The sequence below is a fragment of the Pseudomonas sp. FSL R10-1350 genome (genome assembly GCF_009600525.1).
Lineage (GTDB): Bacteria > Pseudomonadota > Gammaproteobacteria > Pseudomonadales > Pseudomonadaceae > Aquipseudomonas > Aquipseudomonas helleri.
In genome coordinates this window covers 134,412-149,480 of sequence record NZ_WIVR01000009.1, presented here as the reverse complement: position 1 = coordinate 149,480, position 15,069 = coordinate 134,412, and the positions used below count along the sequence as shown (strand labels likewise).

At 59.9% G+C, this 15,069-nt stretch carries 11 protein-coding genes; 5 read left to right on the top strand and 6 right to left on the bottom strand.

What is annotated here, in order from left to right:
* The 4 genes from mnmC to GHO25_RS07150 all read left to right on the top strand — a co-directional run.
* Nucleotides 1–1,263, top strand: a 1,263-nt coding sequence (gene mnmC / locus GHO25_RS07165; protein ID WP_153390292.1) for a bifunctional tRNA (5-methylaminomethyl-2-thiouridine)(34)-methyltransferase MnmD/FAD-dependent 5-carboxymethylaminomethyl-2-thiouridine(34) oxidoreductase MnmC, incomplete at its 5' end; no start/stop codon positions are given.
* 308 nt (nt 1,264–1,571) lie between these two features.
* The gene (locus GHO25_RS07160) at nt 1,572–3,344 is read left to right on the top strand and encodes an N-acetylglutaminylglutamine amidotransferase (RefSeq protein WP_153390290.1); all 1,773 of its coding nucleotides are present in this window, start codon (nt 1,572–1,574) and stop codon (nt 3,342–3,344) included.
* 3 nt (nt 3,345–3,347) lie between these two features.
* A complete protein-coding gene (gene ngg / locus GHO25_RS07155) occupies nt 3,348–5,093 on the top strand; it encodes an N-acetylglutaminylglutamine synthetase (RefSeq protein ID WP_153390288.1) in 1,746 nt (581 codons plus the stop codon).
* 86 nt (nt 5,094–5,179) lie between these two features.
* Nucleotides 5,180–6,367, top strand: a complete 1,188-nt coding sequence (locus tag GHO25_RS07150) for an osmoprotectant NAGGN system M42 family peptidase (RefSeq protein WP_048368529.1) — start codon at nt 5,180–5,182, stop codon at nt 6,365–6,367.
* A 92-nt stretch (nt 6,368–6,459) separates the two neighbouring features.
* Here GHO25_RS07150 and cysG read toward each other — a convergent pair whose 3' ends face one another.
* Genes cysG through GHO25_RS07120 form a run of 6 tightly spaced genes read right to left on the bottom strand, consistent with a single transcriptional unit; the run spans nt 6,460 to nt 13,996 of the window.
* The gene (gene cysG / locus GHO25_RS07145; RefSeq protein ID WP_153390286.1) at nt 6,460–7,854 is read right to left on the bottom strand and encodes a siroheme synthase CysG; all 1,395 of its coding nucleotides are present in this window, start codon (nt 7,852–7,854) and stop codon (nt 6,460–6,462) included.
* Nucleotides 7,855–9,135 (bottom strand): serine--tRNA ligase, encoded by a 1,281-nt coding sequence (gene serS, locus GHO25_RS07140; RefSeq protein WP_048368531.1) that lies wholly within the window; start codon nt 9,133–9,135, stop codon nt 7,855–7,857.
* A 16-nt stretch (nt 9,136–9,151) separates the two neighbouring features.
* Entirely contained in the window at nt 9,152–9,526 is a 375-nt protein-coding gene (gene crcB / locus GHO25_RS07135) for a fluoride efflux transporter CrcB (RefSeq protein ID WP_048368532.1), read from the bottom strand.
* Nucleotides 9,523–10,848 carry a replication-associated recombination protein A gene (locus GHO25_RS07130; protein ID WP_153390284.1) on the bottom strand — a complete coding sequence of 442 codons (1,326 nt, stop codon included), beginning with the start codon at nt 10,846–10,848 and terminating at the stop codon, nt 9,523–9,525. Before GHO25_RS07130 ends, crcB begins: the two co-directional genes overlap by 4 nt.
* Nucleotides 10,849–10,875: 27 nt before the next feature.
* Complete coding sequence (gene lolA, locus GHO25_RS07125) at nt 10,876–11,499, bottom strand: outer membrane lipoprotein chaperone LolA (protein WP_048368534.1); 624 nt, start codon at nt 11,497–11,499, stop codon at nt 10,876–10,878.
* Nucleotides 11,500–11,551: 52 nt separating this feature from the next.
* Nucleotides 11,552–13,996: a DNA translocase FtsK gene (locus tag GHO25_RS07120; protein WP_371928870.1), complete on the bottom strand. Its 2,445-nt coding sequence runs from the start codon at nt 13,994–13,996 to the stop codon at nt 11,552–11,554.
* A gap of 373 nt (nt 13,997–14,369) precedes the next feature.
* On the opposite strand from GHO25_RS07120, the gene aat reads away from it, so the two are divergent.
* Nucleotides 14,370–15,047: a leucyl/phenylalanyl-tRNA--protein transferase gene (gene aat, locus GHO25_RS07115; protein WP_048368536.1), complete on the top strand. Its 678-nt coding sequence runs from the start codon at nt 14,370–14,372 to the stop codon at nt 15,045–15,047.
* Nucleotides 15,048–15,069 lie beyond the last annotated feature (22 nt).

The following is a 15,069-nucleotide window of genomic DNA, read 5'->3' as shown; positions in this document are numbered from 1 at the left end:
CCGCGGCCTGACCGTGGGCAAGATTTTACTCGAAGGGCTGCAAGCCGCGTTAAGCGCACCCAAGGCTCGCCCGCGCTGGTCATCGGCGGTGGTTTGTCGGGTTGCGCCAGCGCCAACAGCCTGGCCAAGCGCGGCTGGAAGGTGCTGCTGCTGGAGCGTCACGAACGCTTGGCCAAAGAAGCCTCCGGCAACCCGCAAGGGGTGTTGTACCTCAAGCTGTCCGCCCACGGCACGGCACTGTCGCAAATGATCGTCTGTGGCTTTGGCTACACCCGCCGCGTGCTTGAGCACTTGCAGCGCGGGCGCGACTGGGATGATTGCGGCGTGTTGCAACTGGGCTTCAATGCCAAGGAGGCCGAGCGTCAGGGGCAGCTGGCCGCGGCCTTCCCCCACGCGCTGGTGCATGTGCTGGATCAGTCCCAGGCACAAGCCTTGGCAGGCATAGACCTGGCCCATGGCGGGCTTTTTTATCCGGAAGGCGGCTGGGTGCATCCACCCGCGTTGTGCCAGTTTCAGACGCTGCACCCCAACGTCAGCGTCTTGACCCACCATGACGTGCTGCAACTCAATAAAGTGCAGGGCCAATGGCAGGCCTGCCAGGGTGAACAGGTACTGGCCAGCGCACCTGTGGTGATTCTGGCAGGGGCGGCCGAGGTCAAACGCTTCCCGGCCAGCAGCGGTTTGCCGCTCAAACGCATTCGCGGGCAAATCACCCAACTGCTTGAAACCCCGCAAAGCGCGGCGCTTAACACCGTGGTGTGCGCCGAAGGTTATGTGGCGCCGGGGCGTTTGGGCGAGCACACGGTGGGCGCCAGCTTCGATTTTCATAACGAAGACCTGACCACCACACCAGAAGGTCATCAGGGCAATCTGGATTTGCTGGAAGAAATTTCGCCTGACCTGGTACAGCGTCTGGGCGAAGCAAACCTCAACCCGCAGACCTTGCAAGGCTGGGCCGCGTTTCGTTGCACCAGCCCAGACTACTTGCCGATTGTCGGGCCGCTGGCCGATGCCGAAGCATTCAGCCAAGCCTATGCAGTGCTCAGCACAGACGCCCGGCAGGTGCCCGATACCGAATGCCCGTGGCTTGACGGTTTGTACGTCAACAGCGGCCATGGCTCACGCGGTTTGATCACCGCACCGCTGTCTGGCGAACTGCTTGCCGCCTGGATCAACGACGAACCCCTGCCACTGCCCCGCCCGGTCGCAGAAGCTTGCCACCCCAACCGTTTTGCTGTGCGCGCCTTGGTGCGCAGGCTTTAAAACCGGCCTTCAACCCGGCAGTGCGCCCCCCGCACTGCCGGGGCCAACCGCCCCCTGCGTAGACCCGATCCGCGCCGCGAACAAGCACCGTTGGTAAATTTTATTGAACGATCCAGACCACGATCACTCGATAAAACACGGTCATTCATCGCGGCGCGCGGCATTTTTACCGCCTGTGCGTCGTTTGGGCTGAAGACATGGCAACCCGCTATGCCTTCTCTAAACCGTGCCCCGCTGCCCGCATCCCCTAGGGATGGCGACTGAAGCGGTAGTGACACACATGCCGAAATACCAAGGATTTACACACCATGTGCGGATTAGCTGGCGAGTTACGTTTTGATCATCAACCTGCCGACCTGGCGGCCATCGAACGCATCACCCACCACCTTGCTCCACGTGGCCCCGATGCCTGGGGTTTTCATAGCCAGGGGCCGATAGCCCTGGGCCACCGTCGTCTGAAAATCATGGATTTGTCGGACGGTTCAGCGCAACCCATGATCGACAACCAATTGGGTCTGTCGCTGGCGTTCAACGGGGCGATCTACAACTTCCCGGAACTGCGCGCCGAACTGGAATCACTCGGCTACGCCTTTTACTCCGGCGGCGACACCGAGGTCCTGCTCAAGGGCTACCACGCCTGGGGCGAAGCCTTGCTGCCCAAGCTCAATGGCATGTTCGCTTTTGCCATTTGGGAGCGGGATGCCAAGCGTTTGTTCATTGCCCGCGACCGCTTGGGCGTGAAGCCGCTGTACCTGTCACGCACCGGCGAACGCCTGCGCTTTGCCTCCACCCTGCCCGCGCTGCTCAAAGGCGGCGATATCAACCCGATGCTCGACCCGGTCGCGCTGAACCACTACCTGAACTTCCACGCCGTGGTCCCAGCACCGCGCACCCTGATTGCCGGCATTGAAAAACTGCCGCCTGCCACGTGGCTGCGCATCGACGCCGACGGCACCACCGAGCAGAAAACCTGGTGGACACTGCCTTACGGCCCACAGGCTGATGAGAGCAATCTGACGTTTGAAGACTGGCGCGAACGCGTACTGGACAGCACCCGTGAAGCCGTCGCCATTCGCCAGCGCGCTGCGGTCGATGTCGGGGTGCTGCTGTCAGGCGGTGTCGACTCCAGCCTGCTGGTCGGTTTGCTGCGGGAAGTCGGCGTACAAGACCTGTCGACCTTTTCCATTGGCTTTGCAGACGCAGGCGGCGAGCGCGGGAATGAATTCGAGTATTCGGATCTGATTGCCGAGCATTACGGCACCCGTCATCACCAGTTACGCATTGGCGAAAACGAAATCATCGAGCAATTGCCGGCGGCCTTCAGGGCCATGAGCGAGCCGATGGTCAGTCACGACTGCATCGCCTTTTACCTGCTGTCGCGCGAAGTCGCCAAACATTGCAAGGTGGTGCAAAGCGGCCAGGGCGCTGATGAACTGTTTGCCGGTTACCACTGGTACCCGCAAGTTGACGGCGCCAGCGATCCTTACGCGGCCTACCGCGAGGCCTTTTTTGATCGCAGCTATGCCGAGTACCAAGCCACAGTGCAGCCACAATGGCTGACCGCCAACGATGCTGCCGGTGACTTTGTGCGCGAGCACTTTGCCCAGCCCGGCGCGGATGCGGGCGTCGACAAGGCGCTGCGTCTGGACAGTACAGTCATGCTGGTGGATGACCCGGTGAAACGCGTCGATAACATGACCATGGCCTGGGGCCTTGAGGCGCGCACACCGTTTCTGGATTACCGCCTGGCTGAACTGTCGGCGCGCATCCCGGCGCGCTTCAAGCTGCCCAACGGCGGCAAGCATGTGCTCAAGGAAGCCGCCCGTCTGGTGATCCCCAGCGAAGTCATCGACCGCAAGAAAGGCTACTTTCCGGTGCCCGGCCTCAAGCATCTGGAAGGCAACACGCGCAATTGGGTACGCGATCTATTGCTGGACCCAAGCCAGGATCGCGGGCTGTTTCAGCCGGCCATGCTGGATAGCTTGCTGAGCCATCCGCAAAGCCAACTGACGCCACTGAACGGTTCCAAACTGTGGCAATTGGCAGCCCTGAATCTGTGGCTGAGCGAACAAGGAATTTGATCAATGAAACCCCTTGCCACCGCCTATAGCCAACGTTTACTGCGCGGGCAAACGCCCTCCTACGAGCGACTCCAGGCGCGCTTTGCCGAAGACGGCAGCGCGCTGGATACGCAACCGGTCGCCGTGCATTGCGGCTGGGGCCGCTTGCTGATCGGGCACACCTTCCCTGACCCGGCCCGCCTGGCCAACGAACTGCTGAACGAACAGGCCGGGGAACGCGATATCGCCCTGTATGTGGCCGCGCCGCAACAGGTCTTGGCGCAGTCACCGCAACAACTGTTTCTCGACCCCTCGGACACCTTGCGCCTGTGGTTCACCGATTACCGTCCGGCAACCCGGGTGTTTCGCGGTTTCCGCATTCGTCGAGTGCGCAGCGAAGCGGACTGGAGCGCGGTCAATGCGTTGTATCAGGCGCGCAACATGCTGCCGGTCGACGCGGACTTGCTGACTGCGCGCCACAACGGTGGCCCGGTGTACTGGCTGGCCGAAGACGAAGACAGCGGCGCGGTGATTGGTAGCGTCATGGGCCTGAACCACCACACAGCATTCCATGACCCGGAAAACGGCAGCAGCCTGTGGTGCCTGGCGGTTGACCCACTTTGCTCGCGCCCCGGTGTTGGCGAAGTGCTGGTGCGGCATCTGGTCGAACACTTTATGAGCCGCGGTTTGAGTTATCTCGACCTGTCGGTGCTGCACAACAACCAGCAAGCCAAGAACCTCTACCGCAAATTGGGTTTTCGTACCCTGTCGACATTTGCCATCAAACGTAAAAACGGTATCAACCAACCGCTGTTTCTCGGCCCTGGCCCGGAGGCAGGGCTTAACCCGTATGCGCAGATTCTGGTCGAAGAAGCCTACAAACGCGGCATCGATGTGCACATCGATGACGCCAACGCCGGGCTGTTCACCCTCAGCCATGGCGGACGGCGTATTCGCTGTCGCGAGTCGCTGACCGATCTGACCAGCTCCATCAGCATGAGCCTGTGTCAGGACAAGAGCCTGACCCACAAAGTGCTCAGCGCCGCAGGTTTGAACGTGCCAACCCAACAACGCGCAGGCAATGCCGATGACAACCTCGCGTTTCTCGAAGAACACCTGCGGGTGGTGGTCAAACCGCTGGATGGCGAGCAAGGCAATGGGGTGGCGGTCGATCTGCAAACCATTGAACACGTGCAGGATGCGATCAAGGCGGCGCAGGCCTTTGATAGCCGGGTGTTGCTCGAAAGCTTCCACGAAGGCCATGACCTGCGCATCGTAGTGATCGGTTATGAAGTGGTCGCGGCCGCCATCCGGCGCCCGGCCCAGGTTATCGGCGATGGCCAGCACAACGTCCGCCAACTGATCGAAGCCCAAAGCCGTCGCCGCCAGGCCGCCACCCAAGGCGAAAGCCGCATCCCGCTGGACGCCGAAACCCTGCGTGCCGTGCAAGCGGCAGGTTACGACTACGACAGCATTTTGCCTGCTGGGCAGTTGTTGGCGGTGCGCCGCACGGCCAACTTGCATACCGGTGGCTGCCTAGAAGACGTCACGGCCATCCTTCACCCGGTGCTCGCCGATGCGGCCGTGCGGGCCGCCCGGGCGCTGGATATCCCGGTAGTCGGGCTGGACATGATGGTGCCCGGCGCCGACCAGCCCGAGTACGTGTTTATCGAAGCCAACGAGCGCGCCGGACTGGCCAACCATGAACCGCAGCCCACCGCCGAACGCTTTATCGACTTGCTGTTTCCGCACAGCCAGCCCGCACCCTGAACGGTGGGGTCTGTTGACGTTTCTTTGCGCCTGCATTGAAACGTCAACAGCCCCTATGTACCGCCTCTCCCGCAAAAGGAGCTTTTATGAGTCATGCCCTGCCAGAACCGGACCTTGAGTACCTGCAACGGGTTCTCCTGGAAATGCTTGCCATCCCCAGCCCGACCGGGTTTACCGACACCATCGTGCGTTACGTCGCTGAGCGGCTTGAAGAATTGGGCATCCCCTTTGAATTGACCCGACGCGGCACTTTGCGCGCCACGATTAAAGGCCAGCAGAGCGGCCCGGACCGCGCCGTGTCAGCCCACCTGGACACTATTGGCGCCAGCGTTCGGGCCATCAAAGACAATGGCCGCCTGGTGCTGGCCCCGGTCGGTTGCTGGTCCAGCCGCTTTGCCGAAGGCAGTCGGGTCAGCCTGTTCACCGACAACGGCGTGATTCGCGGCAGCGTGTTGCCGTTAATGGCGTCCGGCCATGCGTTTAATACCGCCGTGGATGAATTACCAGTGAGCTGGGACCACATTGAGTTGCGCCTGGACGCCTACTGCGTGACGCGTGCCGACTGCGATTCATTGGGGGTCAATGTTGGGGATTTTGTCGCCTTTGACCCGCTGCCCGAGTTCACCGAAAGTGGCCATATCAGCGCCCGGCACCTGGACGACAAAGCCGGTGTTGCGGCCTTGCTGGCCGCACTCAAGGCCATCGTCGAGAGTGGCGAGCAACCACTGATCGACTGCCACCCGCTGTTCACCATCACCGAAGAAACCGGCAGTGGCGCGGCGGCAGCCTTGCCGTGGGACGTGAGTGAATTTGTCGGCATTGATATTGCGCCCGTCGCCGAGGGCCAGCACTCCAGTGAACATGCAGTCAGCGTGGCCATGCAGGATTCGGGCGGCCCGTATGACTACCATTTGTCACGGCACCTGTTGGGATTGGCGACCCACAACGACATACCGGTACGCCGCGATATGTTCCGTTACTACTTCAGTGATGCGCATTCAGCCGTCACGGCGGGGCACGACATTCGCTGTGCCTTGCTGGCATTTGGTTGCGACGCGACCCACGGTTATGAGCGCACGCACATTGATAGTCTGGCGGGGTTGAGCCGCTTATTGAGTGCTTACCTGCTGAGCCCGCCGGTCTTTGCCAGCGACGCCCAACCGGCGCAGGGCTCACTGGACCGTTTTAGTCATCAGTTGGAGCATGATGCCCAGATGGAAAGCGATACCCGCGTGCCGTCGGTCGACAGCCTGGTGGGGGAAAACAGGAGCTGAAAATAATTTGCAGGAGCTAACTTGCCTCGTGATCTTTTAAAGGTTCAAAAGATCGCGAGACGAGCTCGCTCCTACAGTGTTTTGCACCGCCGTTAAACCTGCGACTGGGCGCCTTCGAACCACGCCAGCTTCTCACGCAGCAACACCACTTCGCCGACGATCACCAAGGTCGGGGCATGCACTTCGTGCTCTGCGACCAGGGTCGGCAGGTCTTTCAACGTGCCGGTAAACACTCGCTGGTTAGAGGTGGTGCCTTGCTGGATCAATGCAGCCGGGGTGTCCGCCGAGCGACCATGGGCAATCAGTTGCTCGCAGATAATCGGCAAGCCAATCAGGCCCATGTAGAACACCAAGGTTTGCGCCGGAGCGACAAGATCGTTCCATGGCAAGTTGCTGGTGCCGTCCTTTAGGTGGCCTGTCACGAAACGCACGGATTGCGCGTAGTCACGATGGGTCAACGGAATACCGGCATAGGCCGCGCAACCGCTGGCGGCGGTGATGCCCGGTACCACCTGGAAGGGAATACCGTGGGCCGCCAGCTCTTCGATTTCTTCGCCACCACGGCCAAAGATGAACGGATCACCGCCTTTGAGCCGCACCACGCGCTTGCCTTGCTTGGCCAAGTCCACCAGTTGCTGGTTGATCTGGTCTTGCGGCACTGCGTGATCAGCACGTCGCTTGCCTACGTAGATACGCTCGGCATCACGGCGGCACAGTTCCAGAATCGCCGGTGCCACCAGACGGTCGTAGAGCACTACGTCCGCCTGTTGCATGAGGCGCAAGGCGCGAAATGTCAGCAGATCCGGGTCACCCGGCCCGGCGCCCACGAGGTAAACCTCACCCGTGGTCAGCGTCGCTTCGCCATTGATCTTGGCCTCAAGCAGACGTTCTGCCTCAGCGCCCTGCCCGGCCAGTTGACGGTCGGCAATCGGGCCCTGAAACACGTCTTCCCAGAAGCCGCGACGCTGTTGCACATCCGGGAACAGGGTTTTTACCTGACTGCGAAAACGCGCAGCCAGACCCGCCAGTTGCCCATACGTCGAGGGGATCCAGGTTTCAATCTTGGCCCGAATCAATCGCGCCAGCACCGGCGCATCGCCGCCACTGGAAATGGCAACAATTAACGGCGAGCGATCAACGATCGCAGGGAAAATCACGCTGCACAGCGCAGGCGCGTCGACCACGTTGACCGGCACGCAACGTCGATGGGCATCAGCGGACACTTGAGCGTTGAGCGGCTCATCGTCGGTGGCGGCGATGACCAGCCCGCACCCGTCAAGGTCGGCCTCGACATAACCGCGCAACACCTGCTCACCGCCGCTACTGTTTACCAACTCGCACAACTGTGGCTCTATCGCGGGCGCAACGACCCGCAACACCGCACCGGCATCGGCCAGCAGGCGAGATTTGCGCAAGGCAATCTCGCCACCGCCGACCACCAGCACACGGCGGCCACGCAGGTTATGAAACAGCGGCAGAAACTCCATTTAGCCGATGACCTCAATACCGCCCATGTAAGGCTTAAGCACTTCTGGCACACGGATCGAGCCGTCGGCCTGCTGGTAGTTTTCCAGCACGGCCACCAGCGTACGACCGACCGCCAGGCCGGAACCGTTGAGGGTGTGAACCAGCTCAGGCTTGCCGGTTTCGGTGTTACGGAAACGCGCCTGCATACGACGGGCCTGGAAATCGCCGCAGTTGGAGCACGACGAGATCTCGCGGTACTTGTCCTGGCTCGGGATCCACACTTCCAGATCGTAGGTCTTGCTTGCGCTGAAGCCCATGTCGCCGGTGCACAGCGCCAAGGTGCGGTATGGCAGTTCGAGCAGTTGCAGAACTTTTTCGGCGTTGCCGACCAGGCCTTCCAGCGCGTCCATCGACGTCGAAGGCTCGACGATCTGCACCATTTCAACCTTGTCGAACTGGTGCTGGCGAATCATGCCGCGCGTGTCGCGGCCCGAAGCACCGGCCTCACTGCGGAAGCATGGCGTGTGCGCCACAAACTTGATCGGCAGCGATTTGTGATCGACGATCTCGCCCGCAACGATGTTGGTCAGCGACACTTCAGCGGTCGGGATCAAGTACAGATCGGCTTCGCCTTCGCGGCTGATCTTGAACAGGTCTTCTTCGAACTTGGGCAACTGGCCAGTGCCCTGCAGCGCAGGTGCCTGAACCAGGTAAGGCGTGTATGCCTCTTCGTAGCCGTGTTCGTTGATGTGCAGGTTGATCATGAACTGCGCCAGGGCGCGGTGCAGGCGAGCGATCGGCCCACGCAGCAAGGCAAAACGGGCGCCGGACAATTTGGCGGCAGTTTCAAAATCCAGCCAGCCGTGTTGCTCGCCCAGGGCGACGTGGTCCTTGATCTCGAAATCAAAGGCTTTTGGCGTGCCCCAGCGGCGAACTTCGACGTTGTCGTCTTCGTCCGCACCCACCGGTACCGATTCATCCGGCAGGTTCGGCAGGCTCAACAGAATCGAGTCCAGTTCGGTCTGGATGGCATCCAGTTCAACCTTGCCGTTGGCCAGATCGCTGCCCATGGTTTCTACACTGGCCATCAGTGGCGCGATGTCTTCGCCGCGCGCCTTGGCCTGGCCAATGCTCTTGGAGATGGCATTGCGCTCAGCCTGCAGACGCTCGGTCAGGGTTTGAACTTCTTTACGCTTGGCTTCCAGCGCGTCGATGCGCGCCACGTCCAGCTTAAAGCCACGGGATGCCAGGCGATCCGCTACGTCCTGCAGGTTCGTACGTAACAGTTTGGAATCGAGCATGTCGGTTTCTCGTTTATCAAAGTTTGGTCAGGGACAGGCCAGCCCAGGTTGCAAGCAGCCCGCCGAATACGCTGATGGCTGCATAGCCCAGTGCCAAAGGCACTTGCCCGCTTTCCAGCAGGCGCACCGTATCCAGTGAAAAGGATGAAAAAGTGGTCAAACCACCCAGGAAACCGACCATTAATCCGGCGCGGACTTCAATCGGTACTTCCGGGCGGATTAAAAAAAGTCCGTAAAGGATGCCAATCAGCAGGCAGCCCACGATATTAACGGCCAATGTCGCGGTATAGAAGTGCTTTGGCCAATTGGCGTTCACCCAATTGCCCGTGGCGAAACGCAACAATGTACCTGCAATACCGCCCACCGTTACCGCAGCGATCAAAGGAATCAAGGTTTTCTCCGCTGTAGAGGGCTGGCCCGATCAAGTGCAGCCAGGTGTTTAAGCTTCTCGCCAATCTTCAATTCGAGCCCGCGCGGGACGGGCTGATACAACGGTAACGGCTCCAGCTCATCCGGGAAGTAGTCTTCACCGGCAGCATAGGCATCAGGCTCATCGTGGGCGTAACGGTATTCGTCGCCATAACCCAATCGCTTCATGAGCTTGGTCGGGGCATTGCGCAAATGCAGCGGGACTTCGAGCGAACCGTATTCGGCGGCGCTGCGCAGCGCGGCCTTGAAGCCCATGTACACCGCGTTGCTTTTCGGCGCACAGGCCAGGTAAGTAATGGCCTGGGCCACGGCCAGCTCGCCTTCGGGGCTGCCTAGACGCTCTTGCACGTCCCAGGCTGACAGGCACAGGCTCAAGGCCCGCGGGTCAGCGTTGCCGATATCTTCACTGGCCATGCGCACCACCCGGCGCGCGATGTACAGCGGGTCACAACCGCCGTCGATCATGCGCGCAAACCAGTACAACGCACCGTCCGGATTGGAGCCACGCACCGATTTGTGCAAGGCCGAGATCTGGTCGTAAAACGCTTCACCGCCTTTGTCGAAGCGCCGCTGGGTATCGCCCAGCAAGTCATGCAACAGGTCGACGCCGATTTCACTGTGGTCTTCGGCCAGGTCAGAGGCGTTTTCCAGCAGGTTGAGCAAACGTCGGCCATCGCCATCAGCGGCCCTGAGCAACGTCTGGAAACCCTCATCGCCCAAGGTCAAGCCGCGTTTGCCCAGGCCTTTGTCTTCGGTCAACGCCCGGTGTACCAACTTGCGCAACGCCGCCTCGTCGAGGCTTTTGAGCACGTAGACCCGCGCCCGTGACAACAGGGCGTTGTTGAGCTCAAAGGAGGGGTTTTCGGTGGTCGCACCGATAAAAATCAGGGTGCCGTCTTCAACGTAGGGCAAGAACGCATCTTGCTGCGACTTGTTGAAGCGGTGCACTTCGTCGACAAACAGAATGGTCCGCCGCCCGTACTGGCCGGCTTGCTGCTTGGCGATTTCCACCGCCTGGCGGATCTCCTTGACCCCGGCCAGGACGGCCGAGACCGTTTCAAAATGAGCATCCGAGACTTCAGCCAGCAGCCGCGCCAGCGTGGTTTTACCCACACCGGGCGGCCCCCAGAAGATCATCGAGTGCAGCGCGCCCTGCTCCAGCGCTTCACGCAGGGGCTTGCCCCGGGCGAGCAGGTGTTGTTGACCGACATACTCATCCAGATTGGTCGCCCGTAGACGGGCGGCCAAGGGCTGGGCAATCGGTGCACTTCGAAACAGATCCATAGCGGCGTTTGAAACCTCGTCCAGGGCTTATTCCTGGATGACATCAGCCCCTTTCGGGATATCGAACTTGAATTTGGACGCCGGGATCGGCTCGTTGGCCTTGACCCCGGTGAACAGCAGATCAGTGCGCTGACCTACGCTATCAACCAGACGCATGTTGTTGATCAGGCCACTGCGAAACGACAGGTTCAGCGAGTCAAACAGGGTGTCTTTGGTTTTTGGCTTGAGCGTGAAGTCGATCACTTCACCCGATTGTTTGGAGGTGATATCAAAGCTTTCGCTGATTTTTGAGACATCACCCGAGAGCAGCAAGGCCGGGGTCTGGGTCAGGCGCTGATCAAGCTTCTTGATGGTGACCTGCTCCAGGTCTGGGTCCCACAAAGTAACTTTCTGGCCATCGGAAACCATGGTCTGCTCGTTCGGCGCATCAGTGTGCCAGTAGAACAACCCCGGACGCTGCAAGGCCATTTGCCCTTTGGTGTCTTGCAACTGGGTGCCGCTGCCATCGAGGGTCAACTGAGAAAAATTGGCCGTCAAGGTTTTCGACCGTTCCAGAAGGTTGGTCAGGCTCTGTACATCCGCCGGAGCGGCACTGGCGGAAAAGGCAGTCAACGCCAAAACCGGTAGCAACAACATGCTGACAAAACGCATGGAAATCCTCATTGATTAGTTAAACCCTGCTTGCAGCTTACCTGCGAGCAGATCAGTCGCGCATTGGAGCCGGCGCTATCACTTCGCGCGAGCCGTTGGTATTCATTGCGGTCACGACCCCGGCCATTTCCATGGACTCGATCATGCGTGCCGCGCGGTTGTAGCCGATCTTCAGTTTGCGTTGAACCGCAGAGATCGAAGCGCGACGGCTTTCGAGCACGAACTGCACAGCCTCGTCGTACAGCGCGTCGGTTTCAGCGTCATCGCCGCCTTCACTGCTACCGCCATCAAAGCCGCTACCCGGCTCTTCGACGCCCGCCAGAATGTCATCGTTATAGTCCGGTGTACCACGCTGTTTCCAGGCTTCAACCACACGGTGCACTTCTTCGTCAGACACGAACGCACCGTGCACCCGAATCGGCAAGCTGGTACCTGGCGGCATGTAGAGCATGTCACCGTGGCCCAGCAGTTGTTCGGCGCCGCCCTGGTCGATGATGGTACGCGAGTCAATCTTGCTCGATACCTGGAACGCCATACGGGTCGGGATGTTGGCCTTGATCAGACCGGTGATCACGTCTACCGATGGGCGCTGGGTCGCGAGGATCAAGTGGATCCCGGCAGCCCGCGCTTTCTGGGCAATACGGGCAATCAGTTCTTCGACCTTTTTGCCGACGATCATCATCATGTCGGCAAATTCGTCGACCACCACCACGATGGTCGGCAGTTTGGTCAGCAGCGGCGCCTCATCATGGATGCTTTCGCGCTTGTACAGCGGGTCGCTGATTGGCTCACCCGCCGCTTCGGCATCTTTGATCTTCTGGTTGAAACCGGCCAGGTTACGCACGCCCATCTTGGCCATCAGCTTGTAGCGGCGTTCCATCTCGGCAACGCTCCAGCGCAGGGCGTTGGCAGCGTCTTTCATGTCGGTCACAACCGGGCAGAGCAAGTGCGGAATGCCTTCGTAGATCGACAGTTCAAGCATTTTCGGGTCGATCATGATCAGTTTGGCGTCTTCCGGCCCGGACTTGAACAGGATCGACAGGATCATCGCGTTCACGCCCACCGACTTACCGGAACCGGTAGTACCGGCCACCAACAGGTGCGGCATTTTTGCCAGGTCGGTGATCACCGCCTTGCCGCCAATGTCATGACCCAAGGCCAAGGTAACTGGCGATTTGGCGTCATCGAACTCTGGGGTCGACAGCACTTCGGAGAAGCGCACGATCTGGCGATCTTCGTTGGGGATCTCGATGCCCACCGTGGTTTTACCCGGAATCACCTCAACCACCCGCACGCTGGTCACGGCCAGCGAACGTGCCAGGTCTTTGGCCAGGTTGGCGATACGGCTGACCTTGACCCCGGCCGCTGGCTGGATTTCATAACGGGTAATGACCGGACCCGGATGAATCGAGTCCACCGCCACCTCGACCCCGAATTCCTTGAGCTTGATCTCAAGCAAATGGCCAACAGCCGCGAGGGATTCAGGGGAATAGTTGAGCTGTTTCTTCTCGGCCGGGTCCAGAATCGAGATCGGAGGCAAGGTGCCTTCAACCGCGCTGTCGACAAACAGCGGCACTTGTTTCTCTTTTTGCACACGCTTGCTCGGCTCCGGCGCTTTAGCCGGTGCCGGGGTAATCACGGCCGGCACGTGTTTTTCACGCTCGGTCATGTGCTTGGTCAGCGCCTGTTCACGTTCGATCAGGCGTTCTTTGGCCTTGGCCTGCTCACGCTTGTCGGGAACGCTTGGAGCGACCACTTCGTTAACCCGGGTGTCGACCTCACGCAATTGTGCAACCAGTTGCTTGCGCTCATTACGGTCAGACCACCAGCGATTCGCGGCGCCCTGGATCAACTCGAACAGATCAAGGGTGATTTTGCCGGTCACGTCCATGACCTTGAACCACGACAAATCGGTAAAAACAGTCAAACCGAACAGGAACAAGGCAATCAGCAGCAAGGTACTGCCTTGAATGTTAAGCGCGTTCTTCGCCAGATCACCCAGGCTTTCGCCCAGCGCACCACCAGCACCGGCGGGCAAGCCGCTGGCAGAATGGAAGTGAATGTGCGCCAGCGCGGCACCTGAAAGCACCAGAAAAATCAGGCCGACCAGCCGCCACGAAAACAGCAGGCCGCTCCACTGCCACGGCTGATGCCGCTCGCGGAAAATCTGATACGCCTTGATCGCCAGCAGCAGCGGGAAGATGTAGGCAAAATAGCCGAGCACCATGAACAGGATGTCCGCACTGTAGGCGCCCGCAGGCCCGCCAAAGTTCTGCACATCCACCACGCGGCTATTGTGGCTCCAGCCGGGGTCGTCCTTACCGTAGGTCAGCAAGGCCATCATCATGAACAGGCATAGAGCGCCAATAGCGAGCAATGCACCTTCCTTGAGCCGGTAGTGCAATTGCTGACGCCAGAGTGGAACTGTTTTAGGTGCTGCTGTGGATTTCTTCAAAACGCGTCTTTTCCTGCGCCTGTGGCGCGCCCAACAATTGATTGACTGCAAAATACTGCTCAATTCGAGCAGGTGACAATTTCAGACATGAAACTGGACTAGCCTTGCACACAGCCTTGTAATATGACTCGTCACCCCAAGACCAGCCCGCCAGGGAGTGAGGCGAATGTTGTGCAGTTTAGAACAGCTCAAACAGGCGGGCCATTGTACGGGTTTAAGCCGTGGATGCCACGCTGACGCCAGCGCCGGGCGCGATCATCATGTGCCCGCCCGAGAGCCGCCAATTTGAGCATGCATTGCCTTGTGTGACAAAGACTTATAGCGCTGTCGCGACAGCCACGGATCCGCTCGACTCAGACCGCGGCAACGCGACAGAGTTGCAGCCCCCCTCCCCTCTTCTGTAAGACCGATTGCCATGCTGACCTGGTTAAAACGCGACACCCTGACATTCCCGCCACTGACAACGGCCATGCGCGAACCCAATGGCTTGCTCGCCGCCGGCGGCGATCTGTCCCCTGACCGGCTGATCCAGGCCTATCGCCATGGCTGCTTCCCGTGGTTTTCCGAAGGCCAGCCGATACTCTGGTGGTCGCCAGACCCGCGCACGGTGTTATTTCCGCAAGAGCTGCATATCTCGCGCAGCCTGGCAAAACTATTGCGCCAGCAACGTTACCACGTGACGTTCGACCGCGACTTCGAAGGGGTTATTCGAGCCTGCGCCGAACCGCGAAGCTATGCCGACGGCACGTGGATTACCGAAAAAATGCAAGATGCCTACATCGAGCTTCACGCACGCGGCCACGCGCACTCGGTAGAAGTCTGGGACAACGGCGAACTGGTTGGCGGCTTGTACGGCCTGGCGATGGGCCAATTGTTTTTTGGCGAGTCCATGTTCAGCCGCGCAGACAACGCCTCAAAAGTGGGGTTTGCGACGCTGGTCAGTCACTTGAAGGCCTGGGGCTTTGTGCTGATTGACTGCCAGATGCCGACCAATCACCTCGAAAGCCTGGGCGCCCGCTCAATCCCACGACAACAATTCGCCGATTACCTACACAAACATCTCGATCTACCTACAAACGCAGAGTGGGTTTGATAGGCGAGTTTTGCTGGCTGGC

Excerpts from the sequence above, each read along its gene's own strand:
- GHO25_RS07160 (WP_153390290.1), top strand. The coding sequence starts at position 1,572 with ATGTGCGGATTAGCTGGCGAGTTACGTTTTGATCATCAACCTGCCGAC.
- ngg (WP_153390288.1), top strand. The coding sequence starts at position 3,348 with ATGAAACCCCTTGCCACCGCCTATAGCCAACGTTTACTGCGCGGGCAA.
- GHO25_RS07150 (WP_048368529.1), top strand. The coding sequence starts at position 5,180 with ATGAGTCATGCCCTGCCAGAACCGGACCTTGAGTACCTGCAACGGGTT.
- cysG (WP_153390286.1), bottom strand. The coding sequence starts at position 7,854 with ATGGAGTTTCTGCCGCTGTTTCATAACCTGCGTGGCCGCCGTGTGCTG.
- serS (WP_048368531.1), bottom strand. The coding sequence starts at position 9,135 with ATGCTCGATTCCAAACTGTTACGTACGAACCTGCAGGACGTAGCGGAT.
- GHO25_RS07130 (WP_153390284.1), bottom strand. The coding sequence starts at position 10,848 with ATGGATCTGTTTCGAAGTGCACCGATTGCCCAGCCCTTGGCCGCCCGT.
- lolA (WP_048368534.1), bottom strand. The coding sequence starts at position 11,499 with ATGCGTTTTGTCAGCATGTTGTTGCTACCGGTTTTGGCGTTGACTGCC.
- aat (WP_048368536.1), top strand. The coding sequence starts at position 14,370 with ATGCTGACCTGGTTAAAACGCGACACCCTGACATTCCCGCCACTGACA.